The 17,001-nt window shown below is 71.4% G+C and carries 18 protein-coding genes; 10 read left to right on the plus strand and 8 right to left on the minus strand.

What is annotated here, in order from left to right; all coding sequences use genetic code 11:
* Nucleotides 1-79: 79 nt before the first annotated feature.
* Together ileS and PV350_RS07255 are read right to left on the minus strand one after the other, a co-directional pair.
* Entirely contained in the window at nucleotides 80-3,241 is a 3,162-nt protein-coding gene (gene ileS / locus PV350_RS07250; RefSeq protein ID WP_500333182.1) for an isoleucine--tRNA ligase, read from the minus strand.
* 527 nt (nucleotides 3,242-3,768) lie between these two features.
* Nucleotides 3,769-4,509: a hypothetical protein gene (locus PV350_RS07255; RefSeq protein ID WP_500333183.1), complete on the minus strand. Its 741-nt coding sequence runs from the start codon at nucleotides 4,507-4,509 to the stop codon at nucleotides 3,769-3,771.
* Between the two features lie 4 nt (nucleotides 4,510-4,513).
* On the opposite strand from PV350_RS07255, the gene PV350_RS07260 reads away from it, so the two are divergent.
* From PV350_RS07260 to PV350_RS07280, 5 genes are all read left to right on the plus strand, one after another.
* A complete protein-coding gene (locus PV350_RS07260; RefSeq protein ID WP_499511352.1) occupies nucleotides 4,514-5,008 on the plus strand; it encodes a TraR/DksA family transcriptional regulator in 495 nt (164 codons plus the stop codon).
* Between the two features lie 119 nt (nucleotides 5,009-5,127).
* Entirely contained in the window at nucleotides 5,128-5,688 is a 561-nt protein-coding gene (lspA, locus tag PV350_RS07265) for a signal peptidase II (protein ID WP_499511351.1), read from the plus strand.
* Nucleotides 5,689-5,746: 58 nt separating this feature from the next.
* Nucleotides 5,747-6,682 (plus strand): RluA family pseudouridine synthase, encoded by a 936-nt coding sequence (locus tag PV350_RS07270; RefSeq protein WP_499516802.1) that lies wholly within the window; start codon nucleotides 5,747-5,749, stop codon nucleotides 6,680-6,682.
* Complete coding sequence (locus tag PV350_RS07275; RefSeq protein ID WP_499511350.1) at nucleotides 6,675-7,112, plus strand: GNAT family N-acetyltransferase; 438 nt, start codon at nucleotides 6,675-6,677, stop codon at nucleotides 7,110-7,112. Before PV350_RS07270 ends, PV350_RS07275 begins: the two co-directional genes overlap by 8 nt.
* A 36-nt stretch (nucleotides 7,113-7,148) precedes the next feature.
* Nucleotides 7,149-8,744, plus strand: a complete 1,596-nt coding sequence (locus tag PV350_RS07280; protein ID WP_499511349.1) for a cation:proton antiporter — start codon at nucleotides 7,149-7,151, stop codon at nucleotides 8,742-8,744.
* Between the two features lie 17 nt (nucleotides 8,745-8,761).
* Here PV350_RS07280 and PV350_RS07285 read toward each other — a convergent pair whose 3' ends face one another.
* On the minus strand, nucleotides 8,762-9,865 hold the full coding sequence (locus PV350_RS07285; protein WP_499511348.1) for a mechanosensitive ion channel family protein: 1,104 nt from the start codon (nucleotides 9,863-9,865) through the stop codon (nucleotides 8,762-8,764).
* Nucleotides 9,866-9,944: 79 nt separating this feature from the next.
* Between PV350_RS07285 and PV350_RS07290 the strand changes: the two genes are divergently transcribed.
* Together PV350_RS07290 and PV350_RS07295 are read left to right on the plus strand one after the other, a co-directional pair.
* Nucleotides 9,945-10,541: a dienelactone hydrolase family protein gene (locus PV350_RS07290; RefSeq protein WP_499511347.1), complete on the plus strand. Its 597-nt coding sequence runs from the start codon at nucleotides 9,945-9,947 to the stop codon at nucleotides 10,539-10,541.
* 51 nt (nucleotides 10,542-10,592) lie between these two features.
* Entirely contained in the window at nucleotides 10,593-11,081 is a 489-nt protein-coding gene (locus PV350_RS07295; protein WP_499511346.1) for a hypothetical protein, read from the plus strand.
* On the opposite strand, the gene PV350_RS07300 is transcribed toward PV350_RS07295, so the two are convergent.
* Nucleotides 11,060-11,416 carry a hypothetical protein gene (locus PV350_RS07300; protein WP_500333184.1) on the minus strand — a complete coding sequence of 119 codons (357 nt, stop codon included), beginning with the start codon at nucleotides 11,414-11,416 and terminating at the stop codon, nucleotides 11,060-11,062. The two genes, PV350_RS07295 and PV350_RS07300, sit on opposite strands and share 22 nt — an antisense overlap.
* A gap of 65 nt (nucleotides 11,417-11,481) precedes the next feature.
* A complete protein-coding gene (locus PV350_RS07305) occupies nucleotides 11,482-12,132 on the minus strand; it encodes a hypothetical protein (protein ID WP_499511344.1) in 651 nt (216 codons plus the stop codon).
* Between the two features lie 203 nt (nucleotides 12,133-12,335).
* On the opposite strand from PV350_RS07305, the gene PV350_RS07310 reads away from it, so the two are divergent.
* Nucleotides 12,336-12,941 carry a helix-turn-helix domain-containing protein gene (locus tag PV350_RS07310; RefSeq protein WP_499511343.1) on the plus strand — a complete coding sequence of 202 codons (606 nt, stop codon included), beginning with the start codon at nucleotides 12,336-12,338 and terminating at the stop codon, nucleotides 12,939-12,941.
* A 160-nt stretch (nucleotides 12,942-13,101) separates the two neighbouring features.
* Here the strand turns inward: PV350_RS07310 and PV350_RS07315 are convergent, their stop codons facing one another.
* Nucleotides 13,102-13,533: an SMI1/KNR4 family protein gene (locus tag PV350_RS07315; RefSeq protein ID WP_499511342.1), complete on the minus strand. Its 432-nt coding sequence runs from the start codon at nucleotides 13,531-13,533 to the stop codon at nucleotides 13,102-13,104.
* 71 nt (nucleotides 13,534-13,604) lie between these two features.
* Nucleotides 13,605-14,591 carry a GNAT family N-acetyltransferase gene (locus PV350_RS07320; protein WP_500333185.1) on the minus strand — a complete coding sequence of 329 codons (987 nt, stop codon included), beginning with the start codon at nucleotides 14,589-14,591 and terminating at the stop codon, nucleotides 13,605-13,607.
* Between PV350_RS07320 and PV350_RS07325 the strand changes: the two genes are divergently transcribed.
* Nucleotides 14,575-14,982 (plus strand): hypothetical protein, encoded by a 408-nt coding sequence (locus tag PV350_RS07325; RefSeq protein WP_500333186.1) that lies wholly within the window; start codon nucleotides 14,575-14,577, stop codon nucleotides 14,980-14,982. The two genes, PV350_RS07320 and PV350_RS07325, sit on opposite strands and share 17 nt — an antisense overlap.
* Nucleotides 14,983-15,244: 262 nt before the next feature.
* Nucleotides 15,245-15,730, plus strand: a complete 486-nt coding sequence (locus PV350_RS07330; RefSeq protein WP_500333187.1) for an aldo/keto reductase — start codon at nucleotides 15,245-15,247, stop codon at nucleotides 15,728-15,730.
* 446 nt (nucleotides 15,731-16,176) lie between these two features.
* Here PV350_RS07330 and kilB read toward each other — a convergent pair whose 3' ends face one another.
* The gene (gene kilB / locus PV350_RS07335; RefSeq protein ID WP_500333188.1) at nucleotides 16,177-16,692 is read right to left on the minus strand and encodes a plasmid transfer protein KilB; all 516 of its coding nucleotides are present in this window, start codon (nucleotides 16,690-16,692) and stop codon (nucleotides 16,177-16,179) included.
* Nucleotides 16,693-17,001: the final 309 nt, after the last annotated feature.

The raw sequence follows: 17,001 nt of genomic DNA on the forward strand, positions 1-17,001 counted from the left end.
CGCACCCGCAGACGACGACGCCCTCCGCCCACAGGGAACGTGGGGGGAGGGCGGCGCGTGGGGTGCGGCCCCGCGGGGGTTACCGCTTGCGGAGGTGGAAGGTGAGGCCGAGGGCCTCGTCGGTGAAGGCGGGGCCGTAGCCCTCCCCCGGGGCGCCGGAGGCGAAGTCCGTCGCGAGGACTTCGTCCGCGACGAGCCGCGCGTGCTCCGCGAGGGCTTCCTCCAGTTCCGCGTCCGCCGCGGCCCAGCGCAGCGCGATGCGGTCCGCGACGTCCAAGCCGCTGTTCTTGCGGGCCTCCTGGACGAGCCGGATGACGTCACGGGCCAGGCCCGCGCGGCGCAGCTCCGGGGTGATCTCGAGGTCGAGGGCCACGGTCGCGCCGGAGTCGGACGCGACGGACCAGCCCTCCCGCGGGGTCTCCGTGATGATCACTTCCTCCGCCGACAGGGCGACCGGCTCGCCGTCCACGAGGACCGACGCGTTGCCCTCGCGCAGCGCCAGCGACAGCGCCGCCGCGTCGCACTCGGCGACGGCCTTGGCGACGGCCTGGACGCCCTTGCCGAAGCGCTTGCCCAGCGCGCGGAAGTTGGCCTTGGCCGTGGTGTCGACCAGGGAGCCGCCGACCTCGCTCAGGGATGCCAGGGAGGCGACGTTGAGCTCCTCGGCGATCTGCGCCCGCAGTTCCTCGCCCAGTGCCTCGAAGCCCGAGGCGGCCACCAGGGCACGCGAGAGGGGCTGGCGGGTCTTGACCCCGGACTCGGCACGCGTGGCGCGGCCCAGCTCCACCAGGCGGCGTACGAGGGCCATCTGGTCGGACAGGACGGGGTCGACCAGGGCCTCGTCCACCGTGGGCCAGCCGGCCAGGTGCACCGACCCGGGGGCGCCCGGGGTGACCGGGACGACCAGGTCCTGCCAGACGCGCTCGGTGATGAACGGCATCAGCGGCGCCATCAGCCGGGTCACCGTCTCGACGACGTCGTGCAGGGTGCGCAGCGCCGCCTTGTCGCCCTGCCAGAAGCGGCGCCGCGAGCGGCGCACGTACCAGTTGGACAGGTCGTCGACGAAGGACGAGAGCAGTTTGCCCGCGCGCTGGGTGTCGTACGACTCCAGGGCGTCGGTGACGTCCCGCACGAGCGCGCCCAGCTCGCCCAGCAGCCAGCGGTCCAGCAGCGGGCGGTCGGCCGGGGCCGGGTCGGCCTCGCCCGGAGCCCAGCCGGAGGTGCGGGCGTACAGGGCCTGGAAGGCGACCGTGTTCCAGTACGTCAGGAGGGTCTTGCGGACGACCTCCTGGATCGTGCCGTGGCCGACCCGGCGGGCCGCCCAGGGCGAGCCGCCGGCCGCCATGAACCAGCGCACGGCGTCGGCGCCGTGCTGGTCCATGAGCGGGATGGGCTGGAGGATGTTGCCCAGGTGCTTGGACATCTTCCGGCCGTCCTCGGCGAGGATGTGGCCCAGGCAGACCACGTTCTCGTAGGCGTTCCGGTCGAAGACCAGGGTGCCGACCGCCATCAGCGTGTAGAACCAGCCGCGGGTCTGGTCGATCGCCTCGGAGATGAACTGCGCCGGGTAGGTGCCCTCGAAGAGCTCCTTGTTCCGGTACGGGTAGCCCCACTGCGCGAACGGCATGGAGCCCGAGTCGTACCAGGCGTCGATGACCTCGGGCACGCGCACGGCCTCGGCGGAGCACTGCGGGCACGCGAAGGTGACGTCGTCGATGAAGGGCCGGTGCGGGTCGAGGCCGGTCTGGTCGGTGCCGGTCAGCTCCGACAGCTCGGACAGCGAGCCGACGCAGGTGAGGTGGCCCTCCTCGCAGCGCCAGATGGGCAGCGGCGTGCCCCAGTAGCGGTTGCGGGACAGCGCCCAGTCGATGTTGTTGTTGAGCCAGTCGCCGAAGCGGCCGTGCTTGACCGCCTCCGGGTACCAGTTGGTGCGCTCGTTCTCGCGGAGCAGGGCGTCCTTGACCGCGGTCGTGCGGATGTACCAGGACGGCTGCGCGTAGTAGAGCAGCGCGGTGTGGCAGCGCCAGCAGTGCGGGTAGCTGTGCTCGTACGGCAGGTGCCGGAAGAGCAGCCCGCGCGCCTGCAGATCGTCGACGAGGGCCTCGTCGGCCTTCTTGAAGAACTGGCCGCCGACGAGCCCCAGGTCCTCCTCGAAGGTGCCGTCGGGGCGCACCGGGTTGACCACGGGCAGGCCGTAGGCGCGGCAGGTCTTGAGGTCGTCCTCACCGAAGGCGGGCGCCTGGTGGACCAGGCCGGTGCCGTCCTCGGTCGTCACGTACTCGGCGTTGACGACGAAGTGCGCGCCCTCCATCTCCACCAGGTCGAAGGGCCGTTCGTACGTCCAGCGCTCCATCTCGCGGCCGGTGAAGCTCTGCCCGGTGGCCTCCCAGCCTCCCCCTGGGCCTGACGGCCCGGGAGGTGCCCCCACGCCGAGCGCCTTGCCGAGCAGCGGCTCGGCGACGAGCAGCTTCTCCCGGCCGTCGGTGGCGACGACGTAGGTGACGTCGGGGTGGGCGGCGACCGCGGTGTTGGAGACCAGCGTCCAGGGGGTGGTCGTCCACACCAGGAGCGCGGCCTCGCCAGCGAGCGGGCCGGAGGTGAGCGGGAAGCGCACGTAGACCGAGGGGTCGACCACGGTCTCGTAGCCCTGCGCCAGCTCGTGGTCGGACAGGCCCGTGCCGCAGCGCGGGCACCAGGGCGCGACGCGGTGGTCCTGGACCAGCAGGCCCTTGTCGAAGATCTGCTTCAGCGACCACCAGACGGACTCGATGTACTCCGGGTCCATCGTCCGGTAGGCGTCGTCGAGGTCCACCCAGTACCCCATGCGGGTGGTCAGCTCGGCGAAGGCGTCGGTGTGCCGGGTCACGGACTCGCGGCACTTGGCGTTGAACTCGGCGATGCCGTACGCCTCGATGTCCTTCTTGCCGGAGAAACCCAGCTCCTTCTCGACGGCGAGCTCGACCGGCAGGCCGTGGCAGTCCCAGCCGGCCTTGCGGGTCACGTGGTGGCCCTGCATCGTCTTGAAGCGCGGGAAGACGTCCTTGAAGACGCGGGCCTCGATGTGGTGCGCGCCGGGCATGCCGTTGGCGGTGGGCGGGCCCTCGTAGAAGACCCATTCGGGCTTGCCCTCGGTCTGTTCGAGGGAGCGGGCGAAGACCTTGTTCTCCTGCCAGAACGCGAGCACCTCGTGCTCGAGCGCGGGCAGGTCGACCTGGGCGGGGACCTGGCGGTACTGCGTCATCGGACTGCCTCCGGCGGACACGTCGCGTGCGTATTCCGTCGGAGGGACGAGAGCACGTGCTGTGACTGCTCCCGCGGTACCACCCTCCTTGGCTGCGGACGGGCCCTCGCGGGTTCGCTCCGCAACCCCCTCATTGGGGTCGCGCTACCGGGTCTACTCGCCCTCGCGGGCTTTCTTCCGGCGGCTCCGGGGTGATCTTCACGTCGCGCACACCCCCGGGCTTCCACCGTCCCCGGGTCGCTATGGGCTGCGTACGGCGCTACTCGTCCCCTTCCACGCCTTTCGCTCCGCCCAGTGTAAGGGGCCGCGGGGTGCCGTGTCGGCCGGGTTTCCGCGGGGAGCGGGTGTGACCCGAATGGCCCGGTCCGCACCCTGTTACCCGTTGGTACCGGAATACCTCGTGGAGAGCTGGGCACAACGGATGCAGACCTGCCTCCCGACCCGGCGCGGCAGGCGGATCAGGCGGCGTGCCCCGTTGCCGCGGGTCCGGAGTCGATTTATCGTTCCGGCACGATTCGCGAGCAAGATCACAATATGTGAAGGGGCTCGGCCATGGTGGGGAAGAAGACCACCGTCACGAAGAAGACGACGGCGAAGAAGACGGCACCGGCGGCCGCCTCCGCGGCCCGCAGGAGCGCCGCGCCCACCGCGCGGAAGGCGGCGGCCAAGCGCCCCACCAGGGCCGCGTCCCCCGTTCGCAGCGACACCGCCACGGCCGGCGAAGGAGCGGCCGAGGGGAAGCGGACCCCCGCGAAGCGGGTGGTCCCTCGTACGTCCGCGCCGCCGCAGAAGGCGGCGCCGGCCACCAGGACGACCGCGAAGAAGGCCGTGGCCGGGAAGAAGGCGCCCGCGAAGAAGGCTGTCGTACGCAAGGCGGCACCCGCCGCGAAGAAGGCCGCGGCGCCCGCCGCGGGGAAGACCGCGGCCAAGGCCGCAGGAAAGAAGGCGGCCGTGGCGGAGGAGACGACGACCAAGGCGGCGTCCACACGGAAGACCGCGGGACGTACCGCGAGGAAGACCGCGCCTCCCGCCAAGAAGGCGGTCACGGCGGCCGAGAAGCCCGCGAAGGCGCCGGCCGCGGCGAAGAAGTCCGCACCGGCGAAGAAGGCCGCGCCCGCGGGGAAGGCCGCAAAGACGTCCAAGACCGCCAAGACCGCCGGTACGGCCGCGACGGCCGCACCCGCGAGGACCGCGAAGACCGGCACGACCCCCGCCCGAGCGGCGGCGAAGACCACGAGGGCCACGAAGGCCACGAAGACGGGAGCCAAGACGGTGGCAGCGAAGAAGACGGCGGCCGGTACGGCCGCGGCAGGGGCGTCCGCCTCCGCGGTCCCCACGGCCCGCATCGCCGAGGCGGCGGGTGTCGTCGCCGCGGGCGACCTGGCCGTACGGCCCGACGAGGAGCCGTGGTCCGAGGAGGAGGTGGACGCGGCGCGCGCCGAGCTGCTGGCCGAGATGGACCGGCTGCGGTCCGAGATCTCCACCTCCGAGGACGCCATCACCGGGCTGCTGCGCGACTCGGGCGACGGCGCCGGCGACGACCAGGCCGACACCGGCACCAAGAACATCACGCGCGAGCACGAGATGGCGCTGACCGCCAACGCCCGCGAGATGCTCGCGCAGACCGAGCACGCGCTGGAGCGGCTGGACTCCGGCACGTACGGGCTCTGCGAGTCCTGCGGCAAGCCGATCGGCAAGGCGCGGATGCAGGCCTTCCCCCGTGCGACGCTGTGCGTGGACTGCAAGCAGCGCCAGGAACGCCACTGACCGCGGACACGGGGAATCGCGGGGCCCGAACCCCCGCAGCCCCGCTGTTCGGACGTGTGTGCCGTAACCTCGTCTGCGTCAGGATCCGGACTGGCGCAGATCAGGGCTGAAGGACTCACATGGCGAAGGCACAGGAGACCGCGGCGGACACGGCCGAGGAGCCGCCCGGCGGTACGGACGAGGTCACCGGCAAGGGGCCGCGGCGGATCGCCGTGCTGCTCGGCGTCGCGGCGCTCGCGTACGTCCTCGACCTGCTCTCCAAGATCTGGGTGGTGACCAGCCTCGAGGGGCACGAGCCCATCGACGTGTTCGGCAGCTACCTGCGCCTGGAGGCGGTGCGCAACGCCGGCGCGGCCTTCGGCTTCGGCCAGGGCATGACCATCGTCTTCACGGTGATCGCGGTCACGGTGATCGTGGTGATCGCCAGGATCGCCCGCAAGCTGCACAGCGTGCCGTGGGCGATCGCGCTGGGGCTGCTGCTCGGGGGTGCCTTCGGCAACCTCACGGACCGGGTGTTCCGCGCGCCGGGCTTCCTGCAGGGGCACGTGGTCGACTTCATCGCGCCGACCCACTTCGCGGTCTTCAACCTGGCCGACTCGGCGATCGTGTGCGGCGGCATCCTGATCGTCCTGCTGTCCTTCCGCGGTCTCGACCCGGACGGAACCGTCCACAAGGACTGAGCCGGGACCGGGGCGGCGGAGGACGGCCCGCGGATCGGGCATACTCGATCAGGTGAGTATGCCTGCCGAAGTTCGATCCCTCCCCGTCCCCGATGGTCTCGAGGGCGAGCGCGTCGACGCCGCCATCGCCCGCATGTTCGGTTTCTCGCGGACCAAGGCGGCCGAGCTGGCCGCCGCCGGGAAGGTGACGATCGACGGCAGCGAGGCCGCCAAGTCCGACCGGGTGTCGGGCGGTGCCTGGCTCGAGGTCGAGATGCCCGCGCCGCCGCGCCCGGTGGAGGTCGTCGCCGAGCCGGTGCCCGGCATGCGGATCGTCCACGACGACGAGCACGTGGTCGTGATCGACAAGCCCGTCGGCGTGGCCGCGCACCCCAGCCCCGGCTGGACCGGTACCACGGTCATCGGCGGCCTGGCCGCCGCCGGCTACCGGATCTCCACCTCCGGCGCCGCCGAGCGCCAGGGCATCGTCCACCGGCTCGACGTCGGCACCTCGGGGCTGATGGCCGTCGCCAAGTCGGAGATCGCGTACAGCGACCTCAAGCAGCAGTTCCGGGAGCGCACCGTCGACAAGCGCTACCACGCGCTGGTCCAGGGCCATCCGGACCCGCTCAGCGGCACCATCGACGCGCCGATCGGCCGCCACCCGAACCACGACTACAAGTGGGCCGTGACCGCCGACGGCAAGCCCAGCGTCACGCACTACGACCTCGTCGAGGCGTTCCGCGCGGCCTCCCTGCTCGACATCAAGCTGGAGACCGGCCGCACCCACCAGATCCGGGTCCACATGGCCGCCCACCGCCACCCCTGCGTCGGCGACCTGACCTACGGGGCGGACCCCACCCTCGCCAAACGGCTGAAGATCACCCGCCAGTGGCTGCACGCCGTCCGCCTGGGCTTCTCCCACCCCGAGGACGGCCGCTGGGTGGAGTTCGAGAGCTCCTACCCCGACGACCTGCAGTACGCCCTCGACGCCGTGCGAGCCGACAGTGCCTGAGACCTACGAGGTCCGGGTCGCCACCGAACCGGACGACCTGAAGGCGTACTACGCGGTGCGGCACGAGGTCTTCGTCGTCGAGCAGAAGGTCCCCGCCGAGCTGGAGTACGACGCCCACGACGCCGACGCCGTGCACGTCCTGGCCACCGGCCCCGGGGGCGGCCTCGGCGCGGGCCGGCTGCTCCTCGGCGAGGACGGCACCGGCATCCTCGGCCGGCTCGCCGTGACCGGCGCGTCCCGCGGGCTGGGCATCGGCGTGGCCCTGGTGCACGCCATCGAGGTTGAGGCCCGGCGGCACGGCCTGTCCGCCGTCGAGCTGCACGCCCAGTCCCACGCCGTCGGCTTCTACGAGCGCCTGGGCTACACGTCCTTCGGCGAGGAGTACGAGGAGGCGGGCATCCCGCACCTGTCGATGAGGCGCGTGCTCTGACCGGGCCGGAGGCGGCCGACATGCCACGCTAGGGGTGTGGATCAACTCGCGCTGTTCTTCGCCCTGATGCTGGCGGCCATCGTCATGGTGCCGCTGGGCGACCGGATGGGGCTGCCGTCGCCCGTGCTGATGACACTGCTCGGGGTCGTGCTGGCCCTCCTGCCGTTCGTGCCGAACGTCGAGATCAACCCCGAGCTCATCCTGCCGCTCGTGCTGCCGCCGCTGCTCTACGCCTCCGTACAGCGCACGTCCTGGCGGCAGTTCGCCGTCAACAAGAAGGCCATCTTCCTGCTGGCCGTCGCACTGGTGCTGATCACCACCGCGGCGGTGGGCGCCATCGCCAACGCCGTCGTCCCCGGCATCTCGCTGGCCGCCGCCCTCGCGCTCGGCGCGCTGGTCGCCCCACCCGACCCGGTGGCCGCTACCGCCGTCGCCGGGCGCCTCGGCCTGCCGCGCCGCATGGTGTCGACCCTGGAGGGCGAGGGGCTGTTCAACGACGTCACCGCGATCGTCGTCTACAACGTCGCCGTCGCCGCGGCCGTGACCGGCTCCTTCTCCTGGCCGGAGGCGCTCGGCGAACTGCTGCTGTCGGCGGTGGTCGCGGTGGGCGTCGGCGTCGTGCTCGGCTGGACCGCATCCAAACTGATGGGCGTCGTGGGGGATCCGACCCTGCAGATCGGGCTCTCGCTGCTCGTCCCGTTCGCCTCGTACGCGATCGCCGACGAGGCGCACGGGTCCGGCGTCCTCGCGGTGCTCACCACCGCGCTGTTCCTCGCCGAACACGCCCGCGACGCCGACGACGTGACCGGGCGACTGGTCGGCGCCACCTTCTGGGAGGTCGTCGACACGCTCGTCACCGGCGTCGCCTTCGGCCTGATCGGCCTGGAGCTGCACAACGTCTTCGGCGTCGGCGCCGGCCGCTGGGGCACGATGCTGAGCCACGCGGCGATCGTCGTCGGCGCGGTCGTCCTCGTACGGCTGGCCTACCTGATGCCGGCCGCCGCGGTGACCAGACGGCTGCACAAGCGGCGCGACCTCGACGAGGACATCCCGATGTCCTGGCGGGAGACCGTCGTCATGTGGTGGGCCGGCATGCGCGGTGTGGCGTCCGTCGCCCTGGCGCTGGCCATCCCGCACACCACGGAGGCCGGCGAGGCCTTCCCGGCGCGTGACGAGATCCTCTTCATCGCCTTCTCCGTCGTCCTCACCACCCTTGTGCTGCAGGGCCTCACCCTTCCGCAGGTCGTCAAGCGGCTCGGGGTCAGCAGCGACACTCAGGTGGAGCACGACATGGAGATGCTGCTCGCACTGCGCGCCATGGCCGCCGCCAAGCAGCGGCTGAAGGAGGTCGAGGCGACCGAGGACTTCTCCGAGGAGGTCTCCGAACTCCTGCACCGCCGCGCCTTCGACGTCGGGGCCCGGATCTGCCCCGACATTGTCGACGACGAGAAGCGCGAGCGGCACACCGCCCGCGTGCGCCGCATCAGGACCGTCGAGCGCGTCCAGCGCGACATGCTCTCCGCCGCCCGGCACGAGGTCCTCGCCGCCCGCAGCGAGCCCGGCTACGACCCCGAGATCGTCGACCGGGTGCTGCGCCAGCTCGACGTGCGCAGCCTGCGCGTGTCCCGGTAGCCGGCCCGGCGCGTTGCCTAGCGGGATCCGGGGCCGGGACCGATGTCCTCGGCCCCGGGCGCGGCCTGCTCCCGGTCCGGGGCCTCGGCCAGGCCGGGGGCGGTGGCGGTGTTGATGCGCGGCAGCGCGTACGGGTGCTCGCGGCGCAGCCAGTCGATCATCTGCTCCCGCACCACGCAGCGCACCGTCCAGATGTCGTCCGCGTCCTTCGCCGTGGCCAGGGCCCGCACCTCGATCGTGGACGGGGTGGCGTCCGTCACTACCAGGCCCCAGGCCCGGCCGTCCCACTGCTCGCACTCCTTGAGGACGTCGTGGAGGTGTCCGCGCATCAGGTCGACGGGTGTGGCGTGGTCCAGGTGGAAGTAGACGGTGCCGGTCATCCGGGCGTTGCCGCGGGACCAGTTCTCGAAGGGCTTGCTGGTGAAGTACGAGACCGGCATGGTGATCCGCCGCTCGTCCCAGGTACGGACCACCAGGTAGGTGAGGGTGATCTCCTCCACCGTCCCCCACTCGCCCTCCACGACCACCGCGTCGCCGATCCGGACCATGTCACCGAAGGCGATCTGCAGCCCCGCGAAGAGGTTGCCCAGCGTCGACTGGGCGGCGATGCCGGCGACGATGCCGATCACCCCCGCGGAGGCCAGCATCGAGGCGCCGAAGCCGCGCATCGCCGGGAAGGTCAGCAGCATGGCCGCCACCGCGACCACGCCGACGACCGCGGTGACCACCCGCTGGATCAGGCTCACCTGCGTCCGCACCCGCCGCACCCGCGCCGCGTCCTGGGCGGCGGAGGCGTAGCGCGAGTAGGACGCCTCCACGACGGCCGCCGCGACTCTGACGACCAGCCAGGCACAGGCCCCGATCAGCACCAGCGTCAGCACCTGCCCGATCCCGCGGGTGTGTCCGCGGGCCAGGTGCGCCTGTTCGTACGAGCCGCGCAGCAGCGAACTGCAGATCACCAGCTGGAGCGCCAGCCGGGCGCGGCGCAGCAGGTTCCACAGCGGGGTCTCCGGGTGCCGGGCGTCCGCACGGCGCAGCGCGTGGTCCACGGCCCAGCCCACGGCGAGCGTGACGACGAGGGAGCCGCCCACCACGCCGAGCGGTCGTATGACGGAATCCATGTCTTCGACGGTAACGGGCATGATGGAGCCCGTACCCGACCGTGCGCCGATCATGGGAAGTGAAATTGTGAGCTCGGGCATGACCATCGTGCTGTTCCACTCGGCCTACGGACTCCGTCCCGCCGTGCACGCCGCCGCCGACCGGCTGCGCGCGGCCGGCCACGAGGTGCACGTGCCCGACCTCTACGAGGGCCGCACCGCGGACACCGTCGAGCAGGGCATGGCCATCAAGGACGAGATCGGCCGCGACGAACTGCTGATGCGCGCCGTCACCGTCTCCGGCCCGCTCTCCGGCCGCGGCCTGGTCTACGCCGGGTTCTCGCTGGGCGGTTCCATCGCGCAGAACCTCGCCCTCGCCGACGACAGGGCCCGCGGCCTCCTGCTGCTGCACGGCACCTCCGACATCGCCGACGACGCGGCCACCGACATCCCCGTCCAACTGCACGTCGCCGAGCCCGACCCCTTCGAGCCCGACGACTGGCTGAACGCCTGGTACCTGCGCATGCGCAAGGCGGGCGCCGACGTGGAGATCCACCGCTACCGGGGCGCCGGACACCTCTTCACCGACCCGGACCTCGACGACTACGACGCGGAGGCGGCCGAGCAGACGTGGGCGGTCGCCCTGGACTTCCTCGCCGACCTCGCGGCGGAGACCGGGACGGCGGGGGAGGCGTAACGCCGTTGTGGACGGGGGCCGTTGTCAGTGCCCGCTGAGATCATCGGGGACATGGGTGTTCTCTACGGGTACTACTCCGCCGCCGACGACAAGGACGCCGCACGCGCCGTGGTCCGGGAGTTCCGTGAGCTGTGCGAGTTCCGCGGGCCTCGCGAGTTCCGCGAGGCCGACGGCGACGGTCGCGACGAGCACGTGACCCAGGGCATAGACCCGGTCGTGGAGTTGCTCCCCGCGGAGGTGCTCATCACCGGCCGCGCCCCCGAGGACGTGCGCTCCGACCCGCGCCGCGGCGCCCTGGTGGGCGTGGCCGGCGAGGGCAGGGTGGTCGCCGTCTCCCTCACCGACAGTTTCCGCGACGCCCTCGCCGCCTTCGACGCGGACCTGCTGGACGATGTGGCCATGGGGTGGTCCCGCACCTCCGGAGGTCTCCACGGCGTCCACGGCCCGGACGTCCTCGGGCTGTTCCTCAAGGAACTCGCCGGGCTGGCCGGCCGTGCGGCGGCGGGCGGACGGCGCCTCTACTGCTGGATCCGCCCCTGAGCGAAGGCGGCCCGGCGCGGCCCGGCGGCCGCGGCGAGCAGCAGGAGCGCGGCCGAGGGCAGGAACACGTACATCGCCGGCACCGCGCCGATGACGGACCAGGTGACCAGCGCCAGCGCGATGACGACGCAGGCCTGGGCGAACACCCTGGGGAACCGCCCCAGGAGCGGTGGCAGCGCCAGCGGCACCACGGACAGCACGAAGAAGCCCCCGTAGTAGCTGTCCAGCCCGAAGAGCAGCCCGGGCACGGCCGCGGCCAACGCCCCCACCGCGAGCACCCACTGCCGCCGCCCGATCCCCGCCCGCGCCTGCGGCCGCCCCGCCTCAGCCTTCATGGCCGCCCCTTCCCCCTGGCGAACAGCACTTTGAACGCGTTCAACCTAGCGGATCGAGACACGGCTCAGTACCAGCGGCTGAACGCGGCGGCACCGAGGCCGGACCGGGCGGCGTGACGCAGCACACGCAAGGGGGCGTCGAGCAGCTCGGCCCCGTCGAACTCCGGGACGTCGCCCATACCGCGCATCCAGTCGGCCACGCGGGAAAGGACCGCGTCCCGCCGGGCGCCGGACACGTCCAGGGCCCGCACGACCCGGGGGAGCGCCGCCGCGACCTCGTCGTGGGTCAGCAGGAACTCGCCGAACCTGCCGGGCAGCAGGGCCGAAGCCTCCGCGCCGAGACCGTGCAGCAGGGCCGCGGCCGGGCTCGCCTTACGGGCGACGGCGGCGAACGGGCCGTCGCCTCCGGTCGTCGGCATGAGCTCCATGAGCTCGTCCTGAAGGGTCAGCGCGGGCTCGTCGTCGGGGGCGGTGTTGCAGTGGACGAGTTCGGCGAACCGCAGCGCGGCCGGGGTGGGGCACACGTCACCTGAGCCGTCCGCGATGTCCTCGAAGAAGCGCTCCTCGTCACCGCCGCCCGACCACCAGGCGAGCGCCTGCGCGTGCTCCGGCGGCAGGTCCTCGTCCCCGGCGCCGCGCCGGGCCGCGCGCCCGGACAACGCCCGTGCCTCGTCGTCGGGGACGGCCCCGACCACCCAGACGCCCATCACGCTCACGGCCCCCACCTCCCGGTTCGATCCCGACCGAATCCGGGGGCCCGGAGGGGGCTTGGCAGGGGCGTCACATCGTGGATGACGGTCGGCACGGCGCCTCGGCCCGGCGGCGCCACCGCCGATCGCCGCGACGGCGTGCGCGTGCTCGTTCCGCGCGACGGCAACGTCCGTTGCCGTTCCGGGGACGGCCGGGGTGGAATGGGCGGATGGAAGACCTGTCCTCGATCGCCGCCGCCCTGGCGGAGGTCGGCCCCCGCCTCAAACGCCTGCGCACGCAGCGGGGCGTCACGCTGGCCGCGCTGTCCGAGTCCACGGGCATCTCCACGAGCACCCTGTCCCGCCTGGAGACCGGCGGGCGCCGCCCCAGCCTCGAACTCCTCCTCCCGATCGCCCGGGCGCACCGCGTGCCGCTGGACGAACTGGTCGGCGCCCCCGAGGCCGGCGACCCCCGGGTACGCCTCAAGCCCCGCCGCGTGAACGGCCGCACCGTGCTGCCGCTGACCCGGCAGCCGGGTTCGCCGCAGGCATGGAAGGTCGTCATCCCGGCGGGCCAGTGCGAGCCCGACCTCCGCGTCCACGAGGGCTACGAGTGGCTGTACGTGCTCTCCGGACGCCTCCGCCTCCTGCTGGGCGACCGCGAGGTCGTCCTCGGCGTCGGCGAGGCCGCCGAGTTCGACACCCGGATGCCGCACTGGTTCGGCAGCGCCGGCGACCAACCCGTCGAGATCCTCAGCCTCTTCGGCCGCCAGGGCGAGCGCATGCACGTCCGCGCCAGGTCCAGCCGGGGGAAGGGGAGCGGCGGTGCCGGTTGAGGACGACCTGGTTGATCGCGCTTTTCCCGTCGCAGTAACGCAGTAACCTCCGTCCGGAACGGGGGAGACGGGTGGGGACGGTGCCGACGCCGCCTGCGCGCGGCCGTCGCGCAGCCGCCCGCACTTGCCGGTCGGCCACAAGGCCCCTTCGCCTGACCGGCTACCGGTACCAGTCGCCGCCATCGGCGAGGGCCCGCCGCAGATAATCGTCCAGCTCCCGCGCAGCCCACAGCCGACTGTCGTCCTCGTGGTCCCACACGAAGATGTCCGGACGCTTGGGCGTCTGCACGAAGGCGAACTGGTCACCCCCGCCGTTGTCACCGAAGAACAGCAGGGCGTCGAAGGGCATGTACAGGCCAGGGAACGCATCGGGGGACCAGAACAGCAGATTCTGTTCCACGATCCGATGCAGGGACCAGACGACGTCCTTGCCGTAGGTGCCGACCATCCCGTCGGCCTCCAGCAGCAGGGCGGTCAACTGCGCGGGCAGGGCCCGCCCCAGACGCTGCTCGGCCTCGGCGAGGGCCGCCCGGTCAACCGGTGGTCGAAATGTGACGTCGGGCAGGACCTCGGCAGCGGTTTCTTTCCACATCGGTGCAGCATATGCGGCGGGCTGGTCAACCGGTCAGTACCTGGGGACATGGGCGCCAGGCTCGCGACCGTTCAGGTTCCGGATACGCCGGCGCCGGCCTCGAGACGAAAGCTCAACTGGGCCCCCACCTCTCGGAAACCGAGCGCGCCTGCAACCCTTCGGGACGGCTCGGGCCGAGCTCTCCACTGAGGTAGGAGACCCGTATCGAGAGCAAGAGCCACCGCTGCGGAGGCCACGGTCTTCGCCAACCCACGACCGCGGCGCCGCGGTGCCGTCAGTACCGACGCATGAGCCGCACTCCCGGGCCAAACCCGGTATCCCGCTGCGGCCACGACCTCGCCGCCGTCGAGGATGACGAACGCAGGCGAAGAGATCTCATCCAGGCCGCTTTCGCCGGCGTCTTCGTGCCCCGCTGTCGCGAGCAAAGCCAGCAGGCCAGGGTGTTCCGCGGGCAGGCGCGCCACAGCCCGGTCCGTGGGCGCAGGACGGAACTCCGCGTCGGACACGTAAGCGAGGGTGGCCGGGCCGAGTACCTCGGCGACGGGCAGTACCGTCCGGAGCGCGTCCGTCCGGACGAGGGCGTCCGGAGGAATCCCAGCGGTGGCTCTGCGGAGCAGGCCGGCGACCTCGGCTGTCGGAACGGTGGCGATCCCTGCTCCGCCCAGCACCACGACCCCACACCACGAAGGGGGACACAACCCCGACCCCGGTGAGACGACCACCTGGGCCGCGGGGCGACCGAATTCGACAGGTGCGCGGGCCAGTCCCCGCCACAGGGCTTGAGCACGAGCCGTCAGGTCGTCAGGCATGCGTGGATCCTGCCATCCGAGTGCCCGGTGCGAGGCGGCGCGAGCACGGGAGCCGGCCCGATCAGCAGCCGGTGTACAGGCCCAGGTCTCTTGCGACCTCCGGCGCGACGTTGGCGGGGGTCGGTCCGACGCGGCCGCTACGATCACCCCATGACGTCCCATCAAGCGGATGCCGCGTAAAGCGCCGCGCGAGGTGAGGGCCGCGGGGTCCGATGAACGAGGCAGTGATGCGGTGAGCTCGTTGCTCATCGGCACGTGTCCTGGGCAGCCCGTGTGCGCCGCCGTTCACACGTACCTCTTCGTCGACGGTCTCGACGTGGTCGCGCGCAGCGACAGCAGGATGGCCGGCCTCGATCCGAGGCGGCTGCTCCGGCCGGGCGGGCCGCTCCATCCGACGGACATGCCGCGTGAGGTGGAGGTGGCAGCCCAGGAGCAGCCCGAGTCCGGGCCGGGCAGGCTGGGCATCCGGCTCCGGCTCCGGCTCCGGGGCGGGACGGTCATCTGGTCCGGCCTGATGTACCCCGGCATCGATGGCAGACCCGTCGAAGAGGTGCGCTTCCGCCTTGAGCAGTACCTGGGCGAGGTGGAGCGTGCCTATGCGGCCGTCACCGCCGCCCGGCGGCCCACGGCGGGTGGCTAGACCCCGCTCCTCGTTCTCATCCGCATGCATCGGTTCCACTGGCCGGATCCGCGGTCTGGGACGAATCGATCGCTGCCGGGTTCAGCGCCGACGTGTACTGGGAGTCCAGGCCTATCAGGTGGGAGGAAGCAGGTTCCGATCCAAGGCCTGTTGGCCTTTGATTCCCCCTGCCCGGCCCCCTACGTTCGGAGTAGTCGACCGGTCGGCGAGTTAGCACCGGTCGTAGCATCGCTCCGATCCGACACGAAGGCAGAACACCGGCATGCGTACTACCACCCTGGGCGCCCACGGACCTGAGGTCGGCGTCATCGGCCTGGGCGCCATGGGCATGAGCTTTGCCTATGACATGGCCACCCCGCGTGACGAGGCCACCTCCGTCTCCGTCGTCCACCAGGCCCTCGACCTGGGCGTGACCCTGATCGACACCGCCGACGTCTACGGCCCCTACACCAACGAGGAACTCCTCGGCCGGGCCCTGGCCGGCCACCGCGACCGCGCGGTCCTCGCCACCAAGGTCGGACTGGAGTCCATCGACCCCACCGGCGGCCCCGGCGGCTCCCCCCTGGTCAAGCCCAACGCCCGGCCCCAGCACATCCGCGCCTCCATCGACGCCAGCCTGCGCCGCCTGGGCACCGACCACGTCGAGCTCTACCAGCTCCACCGCGTCGACCCCGACGTCCCGATCGAGGAGACCGTACAGCAACGCTGGCGGCCATCGCCGCCTCGACCTGCCCTTCTGCGGCCGTGATGCGGCTGGTATGGCCGTCATCAGCCGATCCCGTAATAGCTACGGATCAGAAGGCCGATCGAACGCCAACCGCTGGGAAGGGGGGCGGGGTCGGAGCTGCACGAGGCCCCGGAGCCATCAGGTTCGGGGGCCTCTTCTGAGCCGCCCCCCTTGACCGCCATGCTCAGCAAGCGAGACATCTAGGCGGCACCAGCACTAGGCAGGCTAGCTCCAGGACTGACAGCTGCCTCAGGCCCCGTCTCAGTTTCCGTCTCATTCGCCATGGGTCGGGGCCGTTCTCCCCCGTCCAGCAGCAGTGGCCAACCTGCACCATCGACCCTGGGCAGACGCCGGTGAACGAGCTGGGACGGTTCCCCGATCAGCGCCAACAGACTTGGAAAGCGTGTTGGGGGTGGGCCGTGCCTGATCCTGCAAGCAGATCCCGCCGAGCTGTAGGTCGAGTTCGGCTACTGGACACGCTTCGACGCGTAGTCGACGAAGTCTCTGATAGCTGCCTTGGCGACGTCATCCAATTGGTCCCGCTCGTAGTCGTTCGTAGCGCCAGAAACTGAGCGTGTCTGTTCTAGAGCCGCCTCGGCGTGGGCCACCAGGTCGGCGTCATTCGTGACCAGCTTGATGCGGTAGAACGCCTGCCACGCGTTCGTGCGCAGGCGGTGACCCTCCTGGTACGCCAAGCGAGTGGCCTCCCCGTCAGGATCCCGTTGCTTGCTGAAGTAGCGCTCAGCCTGCCCCCACCGGAAGTCCTCCACGGCAGAGGCAAACGCGGTGTACGCGGCGATCCGCTCATCGCGCAGCCTCTGCTGCTTGGCTGCGAGCCGCTGAAAGGGGTAGGTGACTACGGCGCCCAGCAACGTGCCAGCCACTGCCACAACACTGGTCCATATCGGCTCCATGGTCACAGAGGAGCACAGGCGCACCCCAGTATCCGAGACCTCGCCCCGTTCTTCATCGAACGTCCCCATGCGGACGGGCTGTGATCGATGACGAAGTGCGGCCCCTTGTCGCAACTGGCGGCTCGCAGGGCACCGAGAGCAAGCGAGAGCAGTTGCTGTCCAGCAACGAAGTACAGCAACTCCATAAACCGACCGAGACCACCAGCCGCTCTGAGGGACCCAACGGCGGCCTCTATGACCTCCGATGGCCGACCTTTCTAGTGCTACGGATCAGAAGGCCGCCGTGCCCGTTCCGTACCCGAGAGGGCGGTAACCCACGGTCAACGGCGGATGCTGAGACGTGCTCATTGGTACGCCCCGATTGTCATTGACGCTGGT

Origin of the sequence: Streptomyces sp. PA03-6a (assembly GCF_033792765.1) — a bacterium.
Taxonomy (GTDB): Bacteria; Actinomycetota; Actinomycetes; order Streptomycetales; family Streptomycetaceae; genus Actinacidiphila.